The sequence below is a fragment of the Ruminiclostridium cellobioparum subsp. termitidis CT1112 genome, assembly GCF_000350485.1.
Lineage (GTDB): Bacteria > Bacillota > Clostridia > Acetivibrionales > DSM-1351 > Ruminiclostridium > Ruminiclostridium termitidis.
The window spans coordinates 360,656-382,551 of the sequence record NZ_AORV01000026.1; the positions used below are offsets into that span (position 1 = coordinate 360,656).

20 protein-coding genes are annotated in these 21,896 nt (G+C 33.9%); all 20 read right to left on the reverse strand.

The features are described 5' to 3' along the window. Positions 1-3: 3 nt before the first annotated feature. Positions 4-861: a TRAFAC clade GTPase domain-containing protein gene (locus tag CTER_RS08720; protein ID WP_004625076.1), complete on the reverse strand. Its 858-nt coding sequence runs from the start codon at positions 859-861 to the stop codon at positions 4-6. After that, positions 861-1,796: a TRAFAC clade GTPase domain-containing protein gene (locus CTER_RS08725; protein ID WP_004624977.1), complete on the reverse strand. Its 936-nt coding sequence runs from the start codon at positions 1,794-1,796 to the stop codon at positions 861-863. The genes CTER_RS08720 and CTER_RS08725 overlap by 1 nt, the downstream gene beginning before the upstream one ends. A gap of 13 nt (positions 1,797-1,809) precedes the next feature. Next, positions 1,810-2,892: a GTPase-associated system all-helical protein GASH gene (locus CTER_RS08730; RefSeq protein WP_004624962.1), complete on the reverse strand. Its 1,083-nt coding sequence runs from the start codon at positions 2,890-2,892 to the stop codon at positions 1,810-1,812. After that, entirely contained in the window at positions 2,889-4,181 is a 1,293-nt protein-coding gene (locus CTER_RS08735) for a metallophosphoesterase family protein (protein ID WP_004624860.1), read from the reverse strand. Before CTER_RS08735 ends, CTER_RS08730 begins: the two co-directional genes overlap by 4 nt. A gap of 220 nt (positions 4,182-4,401) precedes the next feature. Beyond that, entirely contained in the window at positions 4,402-5,226 is an 825-nt protein-coding gene (locus CTER_RS08740; RefSeq protein ID WP_004624803.1) for a BRO-N domain-containing protein, read from the reverse strand. A gap of 181 nt (positions 5,227-5,407) precedes the next feature. Further along, on the reverse strand, positions 5,408-6,097 hold the full coding sequence (locus tag CTER_RS08745) for a WYL domain-containing protein (protein WP_040760566.1): 690 nt from the start codon (positions 6,095-6,097) through the stop codon (positions 5,408-5,410). Next, entirely contained in the window at positions 6,033-6,212 is a 180-nt protein-coding gene (locus CTER_RS28255) for a hypothetical protein (RefSeq protein WP_165585956.1), read from the reverse strand. Before CTER_RS28255 ends, CTER_RS08745 begins: the two co-directional genes overlap by 65 nt. Positions 6,213-6,492: 280 nt before the next feature. After that, the gene (locus CTER_RS08755; protein ID WP_004624938.1) at positions 6,493-7,299 is read right to left on the reverse strand and encodes a hypothetical protein; all 807 of its coding nucleotides are present in this window, start codon (positions 7,297-7,299) and stop codon (positions 6,493-6,495) included. A gap of 39 nt (positions 7,300-7,338) precedes the next feature. Next, entirely contained in the window at positions 7,339-8,097 is a 759-nt protein-coding gene (locus CTER_RS08760) for a hypothetical protein (RefSeq protein ID WP_004624859.1), read from the reverse strand. A 153-nt stretch (positions 8,098-8,250) separates the two neighbouring features. Then, positions 8,251-9,459, reverse strand: a complete 1,209-nt coding sequence (locus CTER_RS08765; protein WP_004624909.1) for a Wadjet anti-phage system protein JetD domain-containing protein — start codon at positions 9,457-9,459, stop codon at positions 8,251-8,253. A gap of 8 nt (positions 9,460-9,467) precedes the next feature. After that, positions 9,468-11,768 carry an SbcC/MukB-like Walker B domain-containing protein gene (locus CTER_RS08770; protein WP_242834953.1) on the reverse strand — a complete coding sequence of 767 codons (2,301 nt, stop codon included), beginning with the start codon at positions 11,766-11,768 and terminating at the stop codon, positions 9,468-9,470. A gap of 90 nt (positions 11,769-11,858) precedes the next feature. After that, on the reverse strand, positions 11,859-12,785 hold the full coding sequence (locus tag CTER_RS28765) for an ATP-binding protein (protein WP_242834954.1): 927 nt from the start codon (positions 12,783-12,785) through the stop codon (positions 11,859-11,861). Next, positions 12,782-13,363 carry a DUF4194 domain-containing protein gene (locus CTER_RS08775; RefSeq protein WP_004624942.1) on the reverse strand — a complete coding sequence of 194 codons (582 nt, stop codon included), beginning with the start codon at positions 13,361-13,363 and terminating at the stop codon, positions 12,782-12,784. Before CTER_RS08775 ends, CTER_RS28765 begins: the two co-directional genes overlap by 4 nt. A gap of 3 nt (positions 13,364-13,366) precedes the next feature. Further along, positions 13,367-14,782, reverse strand: a complete 1,416-nt coding sequence (locus tag CTER_RS08780; RefSeq protein ID WP_004624840.1) for a Wadjet anti-phage system protein JetA family protein — start codon at positions 14,780-14,782, stop codon at positions 13,367-13,369. A gap of 106 nt (positions 14,783-14,888) precedes the next feature. Further along, the gene (locus tag CTER_RS08785; protein WP_004624877.1) at positions 14,889-15,299 is read right to left on the reverse strand and encodes a PDDEXK nuclease domain-containing protein; all 411 of its coding nucleotides are present in this window, start codon (positions 15,297-15,299) and stop codon (positions 14,889-14,891) included. Positions 15,300-15,307: 8 nt separating this feature from the next. After that, positions 15,308-15,553 carry a hypothetical protein gene (locus CTER_RS27515; RefSeq protein WP_004625015.1) on the reverse strand — a complete coding sequence of 82 codons (246 nt, stop codon included), beginning with the start codon at positions 15,551-15,553 and terminating at the stop codon, positions 15,308-15,310. A 239-nt stretch (positions 15,554-15,792) separates the two neighbouring features. Then, a complete protein-coding gene (locus CTER_RS08790) occupies positions 15,793-18,951 on the reverse strand; it encodes an SIR2 family protein (protein WP_004624807.1) in 3,159 nt (1,052 codons plus the stop codon). A gap of 570 nt (positions 18,952-19,521) precedes the next feature. Then, complete coding sequence (locus CTER_RS29155; RefSeq protein WP_004624831.1) at positions 19,522-20,265, reverse strand: recombinase family protein; 744 nt, start codon at positions 20,263-20,265, stop codon at positions 19,522-19,524. A 31-nt stretch (positions 20,266-20,296) separates the two neighbouring features. Next, the gene (locus CTER_RS29160; protein ID WP_004625071.1) at positions 20,297-20,788 is read right to left on the reverse strand and encodes a recombinase family protein; all 492 of its coding nucleotides are present in this window, start codon (positions 20,786-20,788) and stop codon (positions 20,297-20,299) included. A gap of 504 nt (positions 20,789-21,292) precedes the next feature. Continuing rightward, on the reverse strand, positions 21,293-21,775 hold the full coding sequence (locus CTER_RS08800; RefSeq protein ID WP_004624873.1) for a hypothetical protein: 483 nt from the start codon (positions 21,773-21,775) through the stop codon (positions 21,293-21,295). Positions 21,776-21,896: the final 121 nt, after the last annotated feature.

Sequence of the window (21,896 nt, forward strand, 5' to 3'; positions counted from 1 at the left end):
CAGCTATTTGTTCATTACCTCCCACAATGGTAATGTAATGTCATGCGACTTTTCTCCTGCGTTATTTACAACCACAATTCTTTCCGCAGGATTTGTTTCAAATTGGTCTATCAGGTACTCGGATTCTTCACCTGTATCAAGAGAACCACCCTGTGCACTTACACCATAGTACGATGTAAGAAATATATCATCATTTGCTTTGAGGAACTGCCACAATAATGGGATTCGCTCTCTTATACAGGTTTCAGGAATCGAATATGAAGCATCTACTATGTCCCATGCTGAAACGATAATAGATAAAGGTACTTTTTTGTACCTTTTATTTTTGGTCAAAAATTCAATGTCTTGTAGAAGCTCTACAATCTGAACTTCTGTTGGATCAGCGTTTGCGGGTTCTCTTTCTAGAATTTCAGTATTGGGAACTGGTTTTAGTCTATGCTCTAACGGAAGCTCTGAAATTAATGCTGGCTCAATAATTTCTCTCGGATTGATAAAAACCAAAATCCCATTGCCATTAATGATACTATCCGCCATGGATCCATCTATCTCTCGATCAACGTATTGCTTTTGAAATGTTTCTCCCGAAAGATCTGGGAAAGTAATATTAAAGATTTTACCTTCACAATCACTTAAACAGATTGTTAAAGATGTTTGCTGAAGCCCTGTACTTGTCCTAGATACTGGTTCAGCCGTAAGCCACGTTTCTGCCAAGCTTGCCAAGTATTGGTGATCTCCAGAAAACGATTCCCAATGAAGTTTTGTTTCAACTTGTTTTTGTTGTAAGGAATATGCCAATGCTGCTAAATATGATGTTTTCCCCGCAGATGGCAATCCTAAAATAAAGCAAGATTTCGAATCCATTATGCCATTCTCCTTTTCCACAAATTAAATTGTGACTCTAAGGAAGGAGCATCATATTTGTATGCACAGTACTGAGGAGAATCAAGAAGGGCATCTAGTAACTTATCGATTCCGTATCCAACTGCAAGTTTCGTCGTATCGTTCGGCATGGAAGCAATAAGATGAAGAGTGCATCTATCCCTCAAGTCAGGTATCTGTTCTATTATTTTATCAAGGATGCTTTGCATAAATTTATCAAAAGAACTATCATTTGCAGCAAGGACAAGGTCATATTTGCTTACAGCAATGATAATTTGTGATCCTTTTTTTACAAGATGACCATCCCAAAAAGCACGTAATATATGAATCATATGCTGTAACTCAGCTAACCTATACTTCTTGCTAGCTGTTTTTTCACCATCTAATAATAGAACTATGTGACTTGCCGAACCAATTATCGGAAAATCTTCTGTTGCAGCAACGACATTTGCCGAAACACCACTATAATCTTCGCCCGAGAAGTCTGAAAATAGCAAGTTTTCAATTTCATCTGTCTCAAGTTTTTTTATTCTAAGATGTAAAATACTATCGATTGAGCCTCTAGGCGTTCTTCTCATCTCAACATTAGAATGCATAGATGTTGTTCGTAAGTAAAAGGCCCGTTCCTCAAAAGCCGCAAGCGTCTTTGACCCAGCAAAAAGGTATTGATCCTTATAACTTCCAAGTAAAAAGAAATGGTATATTGAGGTGATGAGAGTAGTTTTTCCACTTCCGGTTGCTCCTACAATTACAAAGAAACGAGATCTCTCAGTTGCTGAAACAGGATATGTATCTATTGCAGAAAGCTCTCTTCCGATGGGCAGCGGAACTACTGTGGTCTCCTCCCCATTTTTTTCATGCTTATTCTCTAATCCGTTCAGGTTTTCAGTATCTCGCTCAACAGCATTCTCATCCATATCTTACGCCCCCTTAGTTATCCAATAATGTTTCGTAACAACGCTGTGCCATCCATTCAAGATACATTTGCCAAGCGTATTCCAACGGAGATAAACAGATATCATTTTCAAGAGTTATAAATTCTCGCTTGAACCTTGGATACCATTCCTCAGCTTTTTCAGCATTGCTTGAACAAATAATTGCATTATTTAATGGCAAATGATCGATCAAAGGCGACTTTTTTATCTTATTTATTACATTTTCCTTACAGGTGTCATATGTCTTCATAGCCAGATCAGCCAGTTCAATTTTCTCTGATTTGCCCTTGCATGTACTTACCATTTTGCTGATTACCCCTTCCATTGCGTATGGACCGGGATAGTTTGAGATGAAATCAGCTGCTTCACATCCGAGCATAAGGCATCCGCTGCCCTTTTCTAATGTCTTCAGATGGCAATTTAGCGTGTTGCTCCATTCTGATGTCATCCACCACAGTAATTGTGAGTCTTCTCTATAAACACTTTGTGTTTCTTGAAGAGCATCTAAGCCACTTTTAAAAGCAGCGAAGTTCTCTTGAAATTTACTCAATATTTCCAAGAGTTTTGTAGGTGCGACATCATCCCAGGCGTTTTGCTCAATATGCTTTTTAAAGTTAGCAACCGTCGTTTTAGATGGGAAACTAATTTCTTTATTATTGTTACCCTCCCTTAGCTCAATTCTATCTTTATCAAACTGTTTCTTTATAGCATTAATAATCCCTGCAGATGAGACAATCTTTCGGCAGAACAAAGTAGTAAGTGATAACAGTTCTGCAAGACTATCATATCCTCTTTTTTTCTCTGTAATCTCCACTAATGCAGCACCCGCTAAAAGGGCTAGTTCTTCTGTATACCTCACAGAGAATGCTGGATCATTTGCGGTGAACACAGATGCGAATGCCTCTTTCTTATCGACCTCAACTGGCATGCCATAATATAATTTTACCAATGTTATGATTTCGTCAAGTGAGATATTATTTGCGTATTTTTCAATACTCTCTTTTCTTTTTTCAATTTGACCTTCCTGCCGAGTAATGCATACATCAATGTACCATTCATTAAAATTACTATTCATCATCTTCCCATCCTTTCTCTTTCTGTATCAAGCTCTTTTAAGAGTTGTGATACACAATTTTGCTCTTTTGCTCTGCAAATAATATTGTCGAGTAACTCAATATGCTTTACCCCTTCATCTTCGAGCCTATCCAGTTTTAATTTTTTTAAAATCGACTGTCTGCAAAAAAATGGGAGATTCATAAAGCTATAAATAAAGTCGCGCTCCCAAGAGTGCACGGAAAGTGTTAAGGGCTCGACTACTTGTTCGACTGCTAGCATTGCCTCATCCATGTTAACTGAATCTTGTTCCATCAAGTTTACAGTAAACTCCTCATACTCTTTCCCATTAAGAATTGTCTTATCAGGCTCAAACTTATTCTCCATCTTATCTAGAACACGAGAATAGATTTTAATCTCCAAAACAGTTTTTCTCTCAATTAGCTTAAGGTCAAGTGTAATCCAATTATACCTTGGTATCCATCCTGCTTCAAAGCGTGATGGATGTGTAGCTCCGCTTCCGACAATTAATCCTTTTTCTGTTTTTTGAATCTTTTGGAGATGTTTATGTCCATATAACTGAATAGCTACCCTTTCATTCATTTTCGTGATTAATTTATGTTCGGGGTCAACCCAACACTCGGGAGGATGATGACATAAGCTAAGATAAATCGTACCATCTTTTCGATTAGGTATTTGCATTGATACTATACGCATTGGCCGTTCGGTACCATCGCTCCTGCGATCTTCTTCATTAGATATAATTGTAGAGTTAATTCCTATTAGACATAAATTGTAGTCATCATTAAGTTTGATGTCTTGCTTCCATACAAGCTTATCTGGTACAAGACTACAACCGTACTGCGCCGCAAATTTTTCGTTGTAACATGCTATTGGTGCATACAGCATTTCTGCATCCTGAGAGTTACGAAAAACTTGTCCTAAATATTCACTATATGCTACGAGGGTCTCTGTCGATTCAAGTTTGCTTTGTAAAAGTTTTACGCTCAAGACACCTTTTGTGACGCTTTGGTCGATATCATGGTTTCCAGGTACACAAAATATTCGAGACTTGTCAAGCTTAAGTGAATCACATATTTTATCTAAAAAGTCTGTTGCAGCTTCATATTCTTTAGCTTTCCCACTAAATGCGATATCTCCACATATCAGCACACCATCTACAGTAGCAATCTGTTTTGTTAAACAGTGCGAAATATCATATATCAGTTCATTTCTTAAATCTTCATCAATATCATACGGATCTCCACTATAATTTCTAAAATGAATATCCGACAAATGAATAAAAGAAAGCATTATTTTCATCTCCTACAACGTTAAAATGGGTACCTGCCCCTGTTTCCTATTGGTACTATAAGCATAGACATTTACCTTAAATGGTTGTGTTTGTACTTATTTCTTATAATGAGAGAAACATAGCCTGGCACGCTTCCAATCATTGCCATAATATTCAGCATGCCTCATTAAGCCCAACTTCCCATTATATCCATAACTGGTACCAAATACAGTGATTCCACTACTCCTTGATCTCTTTTATACTCTTTACATTCTTGCTTGTTACAACTTTTTTTCCTGTTGTTTCTTCAAGTTGCTTTCTGGCTGCATTTGCAACCTGACCGCCTTGCCGAGCCACGGTCTTATTTTCTTCAAAGGTTTCCGGCTCTTTTTGTTTGGAAATTTCGGTAGTTGAGGCTTCTGCAAGCATATTCAAAACCAATTCAAGATTTGTCATGTTGTCTCGCAAATTTTCTTTCTTTAAGCCTTTGAGATTCTTATATTCTTTGGTAGTTAATCCTGCCCAGGATTTAGAAATCTCGTCCGTCAATATTGCATATTCAATACCTTTTTGAACCCCTCGTTTATCCCACTCATCTGTCAGTTCTTTTCTAACTTCTATGGTTTTCAGTCTTTGGTCAATCCACTCCTTTGAATATCCCTTTTTGAGATATGTTTCGAGGGCACGTTCAATTGCAAGTTCAGGATCAGCGGTTTCGTCTATTCTTTCCCCTCCAACCTTTGCAAGCCATATTTTAAAAGGTTCTGCTTTTGGAGATGGGATTGACTGAATCAAACGCAGAAGTTGCTCCGTGTCAGCAACATCGGTCAAACGCATTTTTCCGTCTTCGGCTTTCATTTTCAACTGTCCGATTTTTTCGGACAGTTGACTCCCCTCTGAATTAAGTTTAGATTTCAGGTCGCTCCAATATTTCCGGGGGCGATCAGTTCCAGTCAGCACTTCAATAACGTCAATAATAGAGAAAAACCATTTTTCTTTTTTATCATCCCATAAAACACGGACTCTTTTATCTTCAAATAATTTAATCGCATTCTCCTTATCCACCACGTATCCCCCATTTTTTTAAACTTCACCGTCTGAGCTATTTATATCAAATACAAAGATATCGATGTTTCTTTATTTATATAATATATTATTCGCTAAAAATTCCCATTTTCCTCCATAATGTTATAATAAATAATTCTATTCAATAAAGGATGTTTAACACTTTGCAATGTCACTGATTTTATAAACGATACTGTTCTAGGTAATCGGTATATCTTCGCCGGACATACTCCACAAACTGAATTTGCAGTTCTTCTGTACTCAATATTTTTACTTTTGAATCCATGTGAAGCAACCATTGAAAAAAGTCATTTCGATCTGTAATATCAACAATAGCCATACATTTATTAAACGGCCGTTCAAAGAATAGCGATTCGTTGCCAAATTTTCGTTTAACTTCTTGTTGAATGATATCATCACAAAGCAATGTTGCTGTTTCAAAACTGGGGGAAAATAAATTTTGCTTTCTGTCTATATACCACCTTAAATAGTACTCTTTTATGCCTGTCCATACATTAATCTGAGAGGCAGCAGGTTTGTCCAAAATCATTAACTTATTGAGGAGAGCTATCTCAAAGCAATCCAATTCATTGCTTTTTTCATCATGAGCCAGTAAGATATATTTTCCATCATCAAGAAATATGTAGTATGGTCTTACTTCTTTTTTATGTCCGTTTCGATAAAAGGCTTCTCCGTTAAATTGACGGGGCATTATTATTTGAAATGATACTACTTTGTTTTCGGTAATTGCATGGAGTAGGATCCTGATCTTCTCAAGTTCACTTTCTGTTTCAACCTTATTAGACTCATTGATGAAACTGCCTTCCTCCAGCAGCGCCGCAGTAGAAACCGAACTTTCGTTCAGCCTCAACACCACATTGTTTTAATTTGTTTATGATTTCCGTTGTGTTAAGCGGATGTTCAACATCTGTCCTTTGGAGCATTTTAAGAACCAGCAAAAGCCTTGGCTTTTTTTCATTTTCCATCAGATTTCTCCTTTGGGGATTCTTTTATTTAAGAATAAAATAGAAATCCAGTTTTTACAAGCCTTGTTCGGATATATATTAACAAAAGTCAAAAATGCCGTACCATTTCTGGTACAGCACTTTTCAGAATTATTTTTAGCCTACAACCGCGAAAACCCGCATGAATACAAGGTCTGCTTCAAAGTTTTCATTTTTTAGCCCTAAGGTACGCCAAAAAAGATGCCGTTTGAAGCTGGTGGGGCCTTGGCGAAAGGTATATTTTTTATAGGATCTTTCTCATTTAATTGTCAAAAAACTTCATAAACCGATGCTCTGTCAGTACCTGTAAGTCAGTTTCCATTTCCTCTATAATTTTCCCATTAAATTCTCTATATACAATAATTCCTTTGACATTACTAATTTTACTTCCGAATAAATTGCAATAACTTTCCCTCTGTTTATCTACAGCCAAAATTTTTTCACGTAAAATTTTTAAGAAACTTTTTAGTTCTCTATTATCATTAAATATACCAAATGGCTCAAATGGGGCATCCACATCTTTACATTCTATTAAATACACTGTATCTTCATATAAACAAAGTACATCTATTTCCCTTTCTTTTAACTTACTTCCGCAATTTTTAATATAATAATGTTTCATACATTTAATTTTTTTATTATTTATATTTTCATATATCCTATCTACTAATTCATCTGTCAACTTATTATGGAATATACCATTATCGGCTTCTAATTCTTTTATCAAATTATGATAAATATCTCTTTGGATTCTATAATATGTATAATATAGCAAAGTCTTTAATGGCAATAACATTTCTCCAGTTTTCATTATTGGTATTGGTTTATAAATCAATCTGAATTGATTTCGCTCAAATTTATACTTAATATCATTTAATGAATATTGGTATACTGATTGTGAAAAGTAAGTTACTATTTTTTGAGATATTTCTTGAGGAAGATTTATTTCGCATAAATTTCCGATTATTCTTCCGTTTTCAATTTTCAAATGTAAAATATCGCTACTATTAATGAAAACAGCCAATTCTTTTAAATTAAACCCATATTTTAATTTAAAATTCTTCTCCATTTGATAACAATTTTCTGTTTTGTATGATATTATGGCTTCCTATGCTTCCAAAAAACTATCATATCCTGATCTGTGAAATTTATTTTCAAGTTCTGTTGTTCCTACCATATAATTTTCAATAACAATTACCTTGCTCAAATTACCAAAATTATTAGATATTGATTGCTCTGCTGTACATAATAAAACTATTGAATTTAGTAATGAAAAAATTTTTTCAACATCTTCTTTTAAAATTGTTTTTCCATTTTCACTAAAATTACAATATGTTGTATAATACAAAGCATACTGAACTATATAACCATCTGTAACCAAACGTGAGATAAGTTGCTCTTTATATCGACCTATTTGGTTTATTCCTCTAAAAATAACATTTTTCAGCAGCCCCTCATCTAATACTGAAAACTCAATATCATTCAAAGAAAATGAGCCATACCGTTTTCCCTTTTGCTCATATAAAAAGCAATATATGGCCGTATGAACATCATAATATTCACATGCTAACATATAAAAATAAAAAAAATAACTTTCATTATTTACTCCAATAAGAACTTGTTTTAACTTATTCTCATAATATTCAACACTATTTGTAAACAAAAATTTAATGTCATGATATTCCTTTATAATCATAGTGGATGGATAATTCATTTCCTTCAATGCCAAACCAAGTACGTCATTCCAGTCATCTTGTAATTTATATGGTGATAAAGTTAAATAGTACAAATAGTCCATAGGACGGTCGTATCCACCCTTTTCTACTAATATTTTTAAAATATCATCTGTAAATTTAGCATCACTCATTACACTTATTGCCTCCCACAATATCCCTAGTTTTCAACTATTTCTCTTCGGTAATAAGACACAATGCTCCTTCAACTGGTATTCCTGTTGCGAAAAGTACATTTATCAAAGCAAAATGTGCGAATATTATTCTTCCTCCAGATTATCAAATGTTTATTCCTTACAAATTAGCATCAATGCCTTTACAGATTCTTGTTCAACCTTACAATCATGTAAAATCATAAAATCAAAAACATCTTTATATTTTATAAGATTGTTCAATTTCATAGCTCTTTTATCAGCAGAAGTTAATTTTTTATATAATCCGCACTGATAGAATTTTTTTAGTGTTTCAATGTCCATTTCTAATGGTTCAAATGGTATACCTGTTTTTTCTTTGAGATTCTCTAATATAGCAAAACCATAGACATCTAAATCGCCTTTATGGAAATACTTTACCTCCCCATTCTGCAGGTATATTAATTCTAATAGCCTCTGCTTTGTTTCATTATGAAATCCACCAAGGTAAATAGTAACCCCTTTTTTTTCATCTGTGTCATGAAAAGTTGTAAGATTTTCTACTGTAATTACTTTATCTGTACATATTTTACAATTAATTATATTTTTTAACGCAGCATTGGGAATCGCAATGCCGCCATCAATTTCTGACAAAATAATTTTGGTTGTACCAATCTCAATAACAGCATTTCCCTTAATCATAACATAAGTTGGATTATCAAAGAGATTGTACATTTCCAAAACTCTCTCTTTTTCAACAACAATATCGCTATAATCATATAAAATACTTTGAATAGTATTACGCATATTCTTTTGAAACTCTTTTGAATCCCTATATAATGCTGTAGAAAAATTCCTTACGTATGTCTCTTGTTTCAAATCCATAATGGCCTGCAAAGTTCTAACTACTTTTGCAAGCTGTTCATTATCATACCCAATCCCATATGGAATATCCTTACATTCTTCCATCAATGCCCATTGATCTTTACAGAAATCCATTATTAATTTATTTCCATGAAAATCAACTTTTAGCAGCGTTTTCCTCATTTTTTCACATAGCAAAGGAATTGGTTTCTTTTTCAGTATTTCATAGATTTCATCAATTTTAGAAGCAACTAGTTTTATTTTTAAATATTTTCCAGAAGCATTGCAAACAGCTTCTGCCAATCCTTCTCGTACTATTTTTTCTATTGCTGCATTTATCTCTCTGTATGACTCATGATTATATCTATCCGTATATTCTTTAAATTCTTTTTCAGGAACAACTTGGACTACGCGTACATTCTCTTGTCTATTTATATATAGTTCTCGCCGTTCATATATCTCTATGAATCCATTTAAAATTAATTTGTAATAATCTCTCATCTTTACACCTAAATTCCTTCAAATGATGCGACTGCATTACGTGACCCTGATTTGACAATAGAATATGTGATATCGCAGTAGGGGAAAATTGATGTACATTTCTCCACAGTTGATATCAGAACCACTTGCAAATGTAGTTCTCTAAACATCCTCATCATCGGTTCTATTCGGTCACTTGTCATCTTATTAAATGCCTCATCTAACAGTACGAGCCTGATGCAATTTTCATTTTGCTGATAAATCTGCAAAAACGAGGCGCATATTGCCACATAAAATGGCGCCTGATTCTCTCCCCCACTTCCATCACCGCTAACTTTTGATAAAGGTACCTCGAGTTTAGTAACAGAATTTTTAACGATAATGTCATAATCTAAATATGTCCGATAGTCTACATACATAGAAATTTCTTTGGATCCATTTTTCTTACCTGTAATATTTTCTTGAGCATGATTCTCAACATCCACCATAATCCTTTGCATAAATTCTTCAATCTGGCTTTCAAAAATATCAGATCTTGTTGTATCAGAAAATATCGACATCTGATTGTCTTTTTCAATCTGCTGATTATCTTTGTCTATTATGATGTTATAGAAGATGCTTAGTTCCTTATCCTTACTCCCTTCAATACTAAAGCGATAACTTTCTTCTCCATATGAAAGTTCTTCCATTACCTTATTTAAAGTCTTAAATTGCTGTTTTGCATGCAAGATATCGTCCTTCATTCGGAACAGTATCTCTTTCCGGAATCTTTCCTTACATCGAATTTTAGCTTTGTTTAAAGAATCTTTGTGAAACTCCAAATCAATGTTAATCAGAGAATTGAATGCTAATTGGTACTGCTTAGCACTATCAAGCCCTTCCAAATAATCACAAGTATATGTTGAGCAAAAGTGTCTTTGCAAAGGAAGCAACTCTGAGTTCATGTATTTGTTTAGGTTTGATATTTCTTGCTGATTTCTATTCCCAAAATCAATCACAATTTTATCTGGTTGTTTACTTTTCCTAACTTCTGAATATTTTTCTTTCACCGTTTCCATATACCGTGCATGAGTTGTTACTATTTTTTCATACTCGGCTTTCGCTTCATTAATATTCATCTGAAGTGCAGCTATACTCATATCCGCATTATTGATAATATCTTGTGCCGACTTTTTTTGGCTTTTCACATCCGATATTTCTTCAATTACCAAATCCAGATTTTTTTTACAATTATCTATTTTGCTAAATATTGCTCTAAGAATCGGATTCTTTTCAAAGTCTATTATCTTTTCTTTAATCTTAGATATTTCATCAAAAAGCACCTCTGACTTTTTCTCTGCCTCAAGATTATCATACAAATCATTAATACAATTTCCTGATATAAACTGTTGATACTGCTTGTCCAATTCAGTATATTCTAATATTTTTCTATTGCAGCTATCTTGCTCTGTATACTTATTGCTTAATTCTGATTTTGCATTTTCTAACTGCCGTAGTAAAGCATCCATTCCAACATAGTTTTCTACCAAACGCATTCTCTGCAAACAAAAATTTTGATAACGTAACCTATCCTTTGTTACGCTTTTATGATAATTCTCTAGCTCCGATTCAGTCTCACAACAAACTACTTTTCCTAATAGAAATTCAGTATAGAGTTTAGCATATGGGTTTCTGCTTTCAACTTTATCTGAAAGTTTTGACACTAAACTATCACCCTTCCTCAAATGAATCTGTGATAATCTAACCGTGTCCACTAAACCTATATTTTTCACTTCATCTTTAAGTTTGATAAATACACTTTTGGCGATTTCATAATGTTTTGGCTCTACAATAATGTTAAACCTTTGGTTACCTAAATAGCTCTCCACTGCATTCTGCCACTCAGTATCATTCATATAAAGAAGTTCACAAAATATTTTTGCGCTTTCTTCTTTTCCAAATTCCTTTAGCCGCTGATTAATTCTATCTCTAACATACTCGGCGCCCGGTGGGTAATCCATACTTCCGGATTCTAACTTTGATATTCTTTCATTAAGCGATCTTATATCATTATTAATAGTACGCTTACACATTCTATTTTCAGCATCATTATCTTTTATTTTTTCTTGCAAAGCCACTAATACTCTTTTAGAATGTTCAAGAGTCTTTTTCCTATTATCAACTGAATTTTCTTTATCTTTAATACTGTTGCAATCTATATTTATGTTTAGGTTTAACTCATTCAATTTTACGATTAATTTCTCAAGTCTATCTATCGCATCCTTGTATTTTTGAACCTTACGAATGAGTTCTTTATATTCTTTCCCTTTACTACCTTCTAAATCTTTCAAGTAATCTAGTGCTTTGTTCTCTTCGTTCCTATTTTTTTCATCGCGTGCTTGATCGTATAATTTCTGCGCTTCCTCTTGCTTATTTTCAAGCTAATCTAATAGGATATCACACTTTTCAAAATTACTTCTTGCTTCTTCTATCTCCTCTATTTTTTTATCCTGCTTTTCTTTCGCATCTTGCCACTTTGCATAAGAAACCAAAGCTTCATTTACCTTTATTTTGCTATCTAATTCTTTTGCTTGCGTGAGTCTATCCATTATATCCTTTAGCAATTTTTCTTTTTCCTGTGCTTCTTCTAATATCTCTTGTAACCGTTCCAGTTCACGCATATCTTTATGAAGTATTTCAACATCGATCTCCGGCTCAGGCAATATGTAGGTATAGATAAACTTTCGAATATCATTAATATCCTCCAGGCTTGTCCCCATATGAAAAACTTCATTAAATTTTTTCCCTAGCGGTGCCTCTGCATCTCCTATCCCTAATGTCCTGCATATTCTTCGTCTGGCTTCAGCCTGTGAAGGTGCTTTTTCCAATCCTCTATCCGGCAATTTAAATTCCTCTCTAGAGGCAGGCCTTTTATTATTTCCAACAACAGTAAAATAGGGCATATTATCTAACCCATTTCCCGGTTTAGAAATATACCAATCTTGTGAAACATGGCGCAATTCTTGTTTTGGACTTTCAGATTCAACGCGCACTGAAATAACATATTTCTTATTAATACTCTCATCAAAAAATTCTATTCCGATATACGTGACTGTATGGTTAGGACGCAAGTAGCTTTCCTCTGCCCGTTGTTTCTGATGAACAGAGCCTTGCAAACTTCTTGCACTTTTTCGGTTACCCGCTGTATTAAATTCTTTATTCGTAGTAAGACAATATCTGATGGCATCTATTATTGTTGTCTTTCCAACTGCATTCAACCCAATTAAATATGTTATGTTTTTAAAGTCAATGATATCGTCTACAAAATTATGCCAATTAATCAAATGCATCCTTATCATTCGTATCATACCTTGTCCTCCTCACTATCTCTTGAATTCTTGTATTTTAACAAAAATTCTTTCGTTGCATCGTATGCATTTGTTATTCCCGAATCCGGCATAGCAAGCATGACAGAAGGGTATATTTGAATTTTAGCATCTGTATCATTAAGTTTATCTAGTGGCATTGCTAAATTGTACTTTTTAATATTTACCAAAGAATCCTCAAGTAATTTTTTATCAAGCTTTCTTGGTAAATTAAGCTTATCATATTCGTTCTTGATTTCTTCAACACTAGCAGTAACCATAGCTTCATTGGTTGATAAACTTTCGCGTTTTTGTATGTATATAAGTCGTAGTATCAATAAAATTATACTTTCATATTTTCTAAGTATAAGTCTTCCTGCTCCAAGACTATTTACTAACTGTACTACTCTCAGGTTTCTATGAATTACTACACTATAACCTAGTGGCTGAAAAACTTCGCGGAAAGCTTCTTCGTGGTTAATGATATAATAATACTTTTCTCTAGTAGCATCCACATTGCCAATAATAAAACAATTATTCAATAAGTAGTTTGCAATTTCTTGTCTTATATCTCCTGCCATTGACTATTTCTTCCTTTCCTCAATAATAAAGTCTTTAAACTTCACACCCGCATGGACTACATAGTTGTCCTTGGTTATAATATCAAATGTTCTGTCATAGGCCTGGGAATAAGTAAACAATCCAATTATTTTTACCAGGCAAGATTCATCTTGCCTAAAAATACTGCCCGCTGATACCGCTTTTTTATTGTGCAAAATTTCCTTTGCATAACTATTAACATTTTCAGATGTAAGAGCATTTTTTGCGTATTCAAGTAACTTATTTTGTTCACCTTCAACTATTTTAGCATCTAGTGCTTCTATACTTGTCATTAATTCTATTTCAGTTGGTTTCTTCCTACTGCTCGGAGTTGCTAAAGATTCATAACTGTAGTAATTTTGGCCATAAATCTGAAACATTGAGTTTGCCGTTGTTTCGTCATATTCAAACAATTCATCCTTGTCTCTTATTTGGGTTGCATAGTACTGTAAAAGTCCATTTATCTTACCTTTTACACTTCCATCTGATAACAGTAAGAACTGTGCCCGCTGGACAGCCCTTGTCCTATATAAGATATGCCTATTATCAATCACTCTCATGATACTTTCCATTTCTTGAACGTCTTCACGCATTTTACTTATCAAGCGCTTTACTTCAAAAACTGAATCAATTTCATCTTTTTGCTCAACCACTGAAAAGTCCTTGACCAACATATTCAAATAATCTGTCTCACACAGATCTAACTGCTCATACAAACTCGTTCGATAATAAAACAGGTTATCATTTGTTTTGAAACGATGGTATGCTCCTATTACAATTTTTTCTTCGTATTTTTCAAAAAACTTCAGAACCTCTTCTGGAGTTTTTCCTTTTGTAAGCACATCAATATGTTCTTCAATCGAAGCAGCCAATTGACGAAGGGATAGGTTAAGATCAACCATATCTTCTGATACTTCTTTTAACACAGCTTCATAAGGGCTACTATGCTTTTCAATACTGTTTAGCAGTGTGAAGATTTTAAATAGTTTCCCTTTATATGTAACAAATTTAGGATTAACTATTTCAATAAAAGCGCTGATGATTGGAATTATCTTATAATTTATTGCAAGTGATGACTCATTTTCATATTCGCCTTCTTTTTCATCCAACCAGCCAGTACTTTTAAGTTTCCTCAAAAATACTGTAGCAATTACTCTGCAATCAGAAGAATATGCTAACTCAGCATCATCCATATTATCAGATTCATCTAATAGGATTCTCTCGCCAAGACCTATAAAATAGGATTCCACTTCATCAATAATTGTACTTTTTTCGACTGCATACATTGGCATGCGTTTACATTTATCCCATAGTAAACTTAGTACATCTACATATCTTCTTTTGTTAATTCCCGTTAATGGCCGGAATAAATCTTCATTAACAATATCAAATATCTGCATCCTGTACCTCCTTTACATTTTTTAATAATTTATAACTAAGTAATTATATGCCCATCCATATCAATATATTTTCAATAAACAACAGTCCAATATCCTTTAAACCTCTTTATAGTTTCTGTTCGTTCTCCAGTAATTCCTGCTCTTTTTCGAGTTCTCTTTTCAGTTCTTCCTCCGTTGGCATATAAAGTTTATATTTAGAAGCGAAAATTTGGTTATTATCTTCCGGTAAAGTATATTTGACAACAGAATCACTCTTGTCTGCACAGAGGATGATACCGATGGGGAGGCTGTCGCCCTCGTTCATCATCTCCCGAGTATAATAATTAACGTACATTTGCATCTGTCCGATGTCCTGATGTGTCAGCTTTCCGACCTTTAAGTCAATAATAACGAAGCACTTAAGAATATAATTATAAAAAACGAGATCAATAAAATAATGTTCTCCGTCAAAGGTTATTCGCTTTTGCCTCGCTACAAAAGAAAACCTTCGGCCAAGCTCCAGCAGGAATTTCTGCAAGTGATCAATCAGACCTCTTGTATTCGTTTAAGTAAATCATCATCATCCTTGAAATAATAATATGATATCTGATTATTATCTATTTCATTGATTAACTCTTTAGCATCCCTATCTCCATCTTCAAGTTTGATATAAACATGTTTAGGAATATTGGTTTCCAATGCTATTTGTAACTCTTCATGAGTCCCAGATATACCTGTTTCGGTCCTATTGCCATATTGATTCTTAATTGATAAAAATGATAAAATCTGCATCCAAAATATCTTTTCTATATGTCATCGCATTAACAGATGGAGTTAAATTTTTCTCATATAGCATGGCTTCAGCTCCAACTCTGGAAAAAAATCTTCTATTTTAGATCTTATACTTAGATTCTCATTTAACGTTGAGCTTAAAAATATTCTAGGTTTAAAAAACATTTTTATATCTCCTCTATATTCAACATATAATTTATATATACCTTTTAAATATCATTTCATTATTAAACCTTAATCTACATAAAATACCTATAATCATATATAGCTCCATTATACTGTGAAAGCATCCATCCAATCTTTGCTATAGTATTAGATGATTCTATAGTACAAGGTAATTTGGAATACAATTCAAAGCTATTCCAGTTCATTTTGGAAAGTCCAAGTATTTCCATAGCTATCTGCTCTAATGTGCCGCTTCCGTAGTGTTTAACTATTTTCAAAGGGATAGGCATGCTTTTACCGCCTTTTATGTATTTATAAAAAGGATTACGAACCGATGGTGCGATACCATGTGTATATAAATAAGCGGTATTCTTATTTATGGGAAAGCAAACACCTCTTCTAACAGGGAATCCATCAATTATATAGTTCTTACCAAATTCAAAGAATTTTGCTTCGTCTTCGTAAGCAATTTCTATAAGATCTATATTTATTTCAGAACCGGACAAACTATCTGTAATCCCTCTAATTTCCTGAGGCTTGAAAGGCGTACGCTTATGTATTACAACTCTTTTAGGTATATCAGTAAATGATTTATAAAAAAGTTCTTTTATATTGAGTCCTAGTTGATATGCTTCATTCTCTGATAAGTAGGGGTTCTTTTTTGAGTCATATGTTACATCAGTAATTTTTGACAATTTATATTTTACTCCTTGTCCATCTGACGAATATATATGACTGCACCCAACTAAAACTTCAGATCCATTTTCACTATGGCTAATACTATAGCCTATTCCTGCAAAAGCAGTTGAATCTTCAACATTTGCCAAAGTCCATGGCGTTCTCAACGCTTTAACATAAATAGCTAAAGAAAGTGACCATGCTATTTGGCAGCTTAAATCACTTTCAATTGTTTTCTCTCTGATAAACTGCGTAGAAATTCCCTTTTGGACAGCAAATGCTTTTACAAAGTTATGTAAATCAAATTCTATGTGATTCACTTCATCCTGATATGAAGTATATGGCTCAAACTCTTTGGGAATATAAATTAAAATAACATCTATATCAGGTAATGATGATAATTGCTCAATCTTATGCGTTACTTGATTCGCAAATAATAGAGCATCATCATATAAACTACTATTTTGAGTGGTAGAGCTAAGATCAACCCATCTATTACTCGAAGGTATATTTAATGACACTCCATAAATGTTGCTAAACCCGGAATAATCAATAACGTAGTCAATATTATAATTGGATTTATAAGATTGATTTAAACCGTTTATAAATGTCTCAAAATTTTTGTTATGTGCAGTAGGACAAAGAATGCCTACAGAAATGGTAGGCTTAAATGTTTTATTGTTCATATGATAATCATATGGCTGATTATTCTGCAATCCACGCATCGGATGAAAATCTTTTACCATACGATTTTGTGATGGATTGTAAAATAGCAGCTGAGGATCTTTAAATTCTATACCTTCTAGAACAATTTGATTTTCTGCTATTTCTGCCGGTAACGCTAGCTTTCCAGTTGCATTTGTGCTGTTCAAGCCAACCATGAGATTTTTCCCACCAATTAAAAATTGAACCTTATTTGGACTATTTTCTGGAAAGCTCAATGTTAATCTATCATTTTTATATAGTTTTTTTACCCAATTTTCGATATAATTATGATAGTTTAAATTAGGCTTCCCATTATTCACATTGTTATAAAAATTATCGGCAAACAATTTGCACTCTTCTTTAGATAACAAAATTTCTTTAGGCAATACATATGTAGGATTTATAGATAAATAAGTATATTTCCAGTCAAATACAATTGAAAGAACAATGCCTTTGTACGCAGAAATATTCTTTCCATTAGTCATAAATCTAATAATATCTTTATCCCAAAGTCTATTTTTGTTATTAGATGACAGGTTACATTGCGAAGCAATCGATGCAACTATTAATCGTAATAGCATTTCTTTCAGATATGCTTTTTTCATAATGCTATCCCGTGTTAGTGGAATATCTATTATACTTGTTTTTAAGCGATCCCTACATACACTATTTATTGTATTTTTGTCACCCCATGCGTATACAGTTCCATCACCAGGAACGGCAATTATATTGTGTTGCATCAAGCTCTTACAATAATCCCATTGGCTTTCATTATCTGGAAATTCAATATCAAACTGAAGGCATGTTTTAGGTAAAGAAATTGGAAATAGATTACTTTTTATTATTTTATTAATATTGCTTAAACCAGAATGTGATGGACTATTAAAAAATGAAGTTACAATATTTAAGCCAGTAGGCTTTTTTAATTTTTCAATTTCTGCTATTGCTTTAGCATCTCCATCATAGCAAATTTGACATATATTCAACATAGTTTTATCAAATCCATCTGTTGGAATAAAGTATGCTTCTCTTCCTTGAGAACGTGCATAATTAATAAGAGTTCTTACATTATTGGGCATGGTACTTCCATATCCGCACCAATATAATCTACCTGCTCCACTTCCGCTGTATGCTTTTTTAAGTGCATCCATCAATGAATGATCTCTACCACTGTATCCAATGACAATTAGATTTCTATTTGTTAACTCATGTTTTAGAGCCTCGATAAATTTATCACTTTGACCATCTAGCTCTTCTGCGGTATTTTTTAGAGGACCATACTTATAATCACCATGTAATGCCACACATAAAAGCTCATTTTTGGTTTCTTTTCTATAAATTCTATCTTGTGATTCGAGTGTTATCTCAATTGGAGTGATATTATTTTGATGACACGCCTTAACCATAAGTCCGTCAAAGTTTGTCGTCCAAACGGTTCTAATCATTTCTTTTTGATGTAGAAATGTAATCAAATTATATCCAAGGCTTGGAGTCTTATTATCTATAATACTCCGGAAATATTGGCTTCTATCACTTGGTATCTTATATGCCTTTTCAGCATAGAAAGTGTATTCATTATCCGAGTCACGCTCAGAATAGATGCTTTGTACATCGAGCCACTGCTGAATAGCATTTCTAATGCTATCTAATTTTATATTTTTATATACGTTGGCCATAGCTGGGTTTTGAGAAATATAAATATCTCTTTTCCAATCCCAAATACAGTCATATGCTGACTGAACTCCAGATTCAATAGAAGCTCCTGCACCTGACACCATAGAATGTGCTACATGTTTATTTTGTTTTAAAGACCTTAGAAATTCATCTAATTCCAGGATATAGTTTTCCATGTTTTCAGGAGCCCTCCTTGGTTAAAATTATATAAATTCAATACACAGATTTATAAGCGAAATCATCCTATAAAAAGATCCCAAAAAACTATAACATTATCAATAACATTGTTACCATAATTGTATATCTCTCCCTGATACTTTTCAACATACACTTATGTTTTAAGACAATAATTTGCAGAATATTTAAACATCTATTATAAATTTGCCAATAATAAAACCCTCAGTGTACTGAGAATTTTGTCTTAACAGCTTTCATCTTTGGCAGGAACAACTTAGTTGTGACTATTCCTGCCTTATTTATTACTCACCCTCTATTTCATAACAATCTCTGATTTAAATTGAATTTCAATCATATCTTCATTTAAAATTTTGATTCCTTGTAGAAGTCTGCGGACCAGATTATCGTCAAATTCGTGTACTGCGCAGGATACTTTTTTCAGAAAGGAATCCATATTATTAACCCGCTATTGAAAATTCTCGGCCTGTTTTTGTTTGCTGCTATCATTCATATCAATATTAACAGCAAATAGAAAAAGATATCTTCACTAATTACTTACTTTCTTACATTTATTTCATTTCGTTTTGTAAAAAACTTACGTTAAACTTGCTTTCATCTTTGCACCGGATTTCTAAATTCTTACCAAACACGAGAACCCAATCAACTTTATTTCTGACGACCTCTTCATCATAAACACCGTTCTCGCAAATCTTTTCACCCAAGACTTTCAGAGCCCATTCTTCATCCAAAGTAGGTGAATGGGAACATACCTCTTTTCCTTTTTCAATCCTTGTTGCGCATCTCCAAACCACCTTACCCCGTTCTGTTCGTCTCCGATATGAGGCACCACAGTTACCACACACAATAAGATTTCCCAGAAGATATTTTCCATTATATTTGCTGGTACTGGATTCTACTGTACCATCTTCTTTATGAACTAGCCTTGCGCGCTTAGACATTTCTTCCTGAACCCTGTCGAACACTTCATCGGTAATAATAGCCGTATGACTATTCGTTACATAGTAACGATCTCTTTGACCAATATTTTTTCTTTTTCTGCCTGTTATAAAATCTTCCGTATAGGTCTTTTGTAATAGAGAATCACCCTTATATTTCTCGTTCTTCAATATCTTTTGAATAACTGCTGTTGCCCATACTTCTTTCCCCGTAGCAGTTTTAATCTGTTGTTCTTCCAGATACTCTTTTATTTGTTGCAGTGTGCTTCCTTCCAAATACAACTGATAGATTTTCCTTATGATATTAGCTTCTTCCGGCACGACTATCCATTCTTCATTGTCATACTTATAACCCATAGGTAGTTTGCCGACAAAATTGTCCCCTCTTTCAAATTTGCGTTTGTATCCATTGAACGTTTTCGCTTAAATTCCTGCTCTCCTCCTGTGCTAAAACTCCATTAAATGCAAAATCTATTTCTTTTTCTGCTTCAAGTGAATTCAAATCTTCTTTTTCAAAATAGATATTTATACCTTTTGCTTTTAAACTTCGGATAATGGTTAACGTATCTAGCACGTTTCTGGATAATCTGCTAATAGACTTGGTAATGATATAATCAATTTCGCCACGATAGGCCTTCTGAAGCATCGCATCAAAACCATTCCGTTTCTCTTTTCTAAGTCCACTTTCGTAATCATAAAACACACCTGCAAATTCCCATTCAGGATTTGTTTGAATCAAATCGGTATAATACCTGATTTGAAGGTCAATACTGCTTTGCTGACTTTCACGCTCAGTACTAACCCTGCAATATGCTGCGACCTTCAATTTTCCGGTATTTTTCGAAGAGTTTTTGGCTGGGATAAACGTAATCTTTTTCATAAAAACATCCTCCTTAATAAAATTTTAGCTACTATAAGAAAAAGAGCGCAAAAGCAAAATTGCTCTTACGCTCAAGGTTTATTACTCATTTTCAATCATCAATGATTTTAACGTTGCAACAGGACTACAACCTCCACATGCCTTGAGGCTACAAAAAAGATGCCTGGGGAGCAGGGGAGTGCCTTGGAGGAGGCTTATCGGCGGCGTGAGTTACCTGTAATATCTAAGAAAATCGTCGATACGTGTCCTTGTGCTCCGTCCTGGTTGGTCTGAAAACCGAATAGTTACCCATCCATCCTCTTGAGCAGATATCGTTGCAATCACACCAGAATCCATTTCCAGTTCAAGCTTTCCGCCCACACTCATGGTGAAGGGACTGTTTTTGTTAAGATACTCCTCTGTAAAAGCCCTGCTCCATTTGTATAAAGAAATTTTTGAAGTATGGCTGTATATCTGCGCCCATCTTCTGGATGTATAACAAAAATATAAGAACGTTGTGTTCCCTTATGATATGTAAGGATATATATCCTGGCCTCTATTATAATAGTCCACTATTTCCGAAGGGCAGATGTACTTCTCTGAATCTTTACTCCCTTTAGACTTTGTGCCAATCGGTCCATTATCAGGATCACAAAAAACAAGCTCCGATAGCTTCAAAGTTTTTAGTGCATTATCATGCCACTCATTACGATTTTCTCTTGAAATAAGATCATGATAAAAGCATGCTGATGAAAATACCTCCGCTTGCTCAATCATCAATATCGACTTATCTTCGTTCATTACTATCTTCTTTAGTAAATCAAACAGTTCCGGATCGCGATAACGTTCTTTGTTGTTATCAAGATATGTTATGAGTTTCCCATCATTGGAACTGTCATTCTCAGTTAAATACCAGTTGATTCCTATCGTTATTCCATTTTTCTCGAGGTATCCGAGCATGCCATATTTCCCATAGTCTCCAATGTCACCAGTGTATTGATTTTTCATAGTATACCTACTTTATCTTTCCGATAATGAACTGTGCTCTTTACAGATCATTATGCTTTTGTTTTTGTAATGACTTACTTCTACATTCTTCTTGTATGGCTTTGAAGTTTAACCTTTTTTT

Excerpts from the sequence above, each read along its gene's own strand:
- CTER_RS08720 (WP_004625076.1), bottom strand. The coding sequence starts at position 861 with ATGGATTCGAAATCTTGCTTTATTTTAGGATTGCCATCTGCGGGGAAA.
- CTER_RS08725 (WP_004624977.1), bottom strand. The coding sequence starts at position 1,796 with ATGGATGAGAATGCTGTTGAGCGAGATACTGAAAACCTGAACGGATTA.
- CTER_RS08730 (WP_004624962.1), bottom strand. The coding sequence starts at position 2,892 with ATGATGAATAGTAATTTTAATGAATGGTACATTGATGTATGCATTACT.
- CTER_RS08735 (WP_004624860.1), bottom strand. The coding sequence starts at position 4,181 with ATGCTTTCTTTTATTCATTTGTCGGATATTCATTTTAGAAATTATAGT.
- CTER_RS28255 (WP_165585956.1), bottom strand. The coding sequence starts at position 6,212 with ATGGAAAATGAAAAAAAGCCAAGGCTTTTGCTGGTTCTTAAAATGCTC.
- CTER_RS08755 (WP_004624938.1), bottom strand. The coding sequence starts at position 7,299 with ATGGAGAAGAATTTTAAATTAAAATATGGGTTTAATTTAAAAGAATTG.
- CTER_RS08760 (WP_004624859.1), bottom strand. The coding sequence starts at position 8,097 with ATGAGTGATGCTAAATTTACAGATGATATTTTAAAAATATTAGTAGAA.
- CTER_RS08765 (WP_004624909.1), bottom strand. The coding sequence starts at position 9,459 with ATGAGAGATTATTACAAATTAATTTTAAATGGATTCATAGAGATATAT.
- CTER_RS28765 (WP_242834954.1), bottom strand. The coding sequence starts at position 12,785 with ATGATACGAATGATAAGGATGCATTTGATTAATTGGCATAATTTTGTA.
- CTER_RS08775 (WP_004624942.1), bottom strand. The coding sequence starts at position 13,363 with ATGGCAGGAGATATAAGACAAGAAATTGCAAACTACTTATTGAATAAT.
- CTER_RS08780 (WP_004624840.1), bottom strand. The coding sequence starts at position 14,782 with ATGCAGATATTTGATATTGTTAATGAAGATTTATTCCGGCCATTAACG.
- CTER_RS27515 (WP_004625015.1), bottom strand. The coding sequence starts at position 15,553 with ATGCAGATTTTATCATTTTTATCAATTAAGAATCAATATGGCAATAGG.
- CTER_RS08790 (WP_004624807.1), bottom strand. The coding sequence starts at position 18,951 with ATGGAAAACTATATCCTGGAATTAGATGAATTTCTAAGGTCTTTAAAA.
- CTER_RS29155 (WP_004624831.1), bottom strand. The coding sequence starts at position 20,265 with ATGGGTTATAAGTATGACAATGAAGAATGGATAGTCGTGCCGGAAGAA.
- CTER_RS29160 (WP_004625071.1), bottom strand. The coding sequence starts at position 20,788 with ATGAAAAAGATTACGTTTATCCCAGCCAAAAACTCTTCGAAAAATACC.
- CTER_RS08800 (WP_004624873.1), bottom strand. The coding sequence starts at position 21,775 with ATGAAAAATCAATACACTGGTGACATTGGAGACTATGGGAAATATGGC.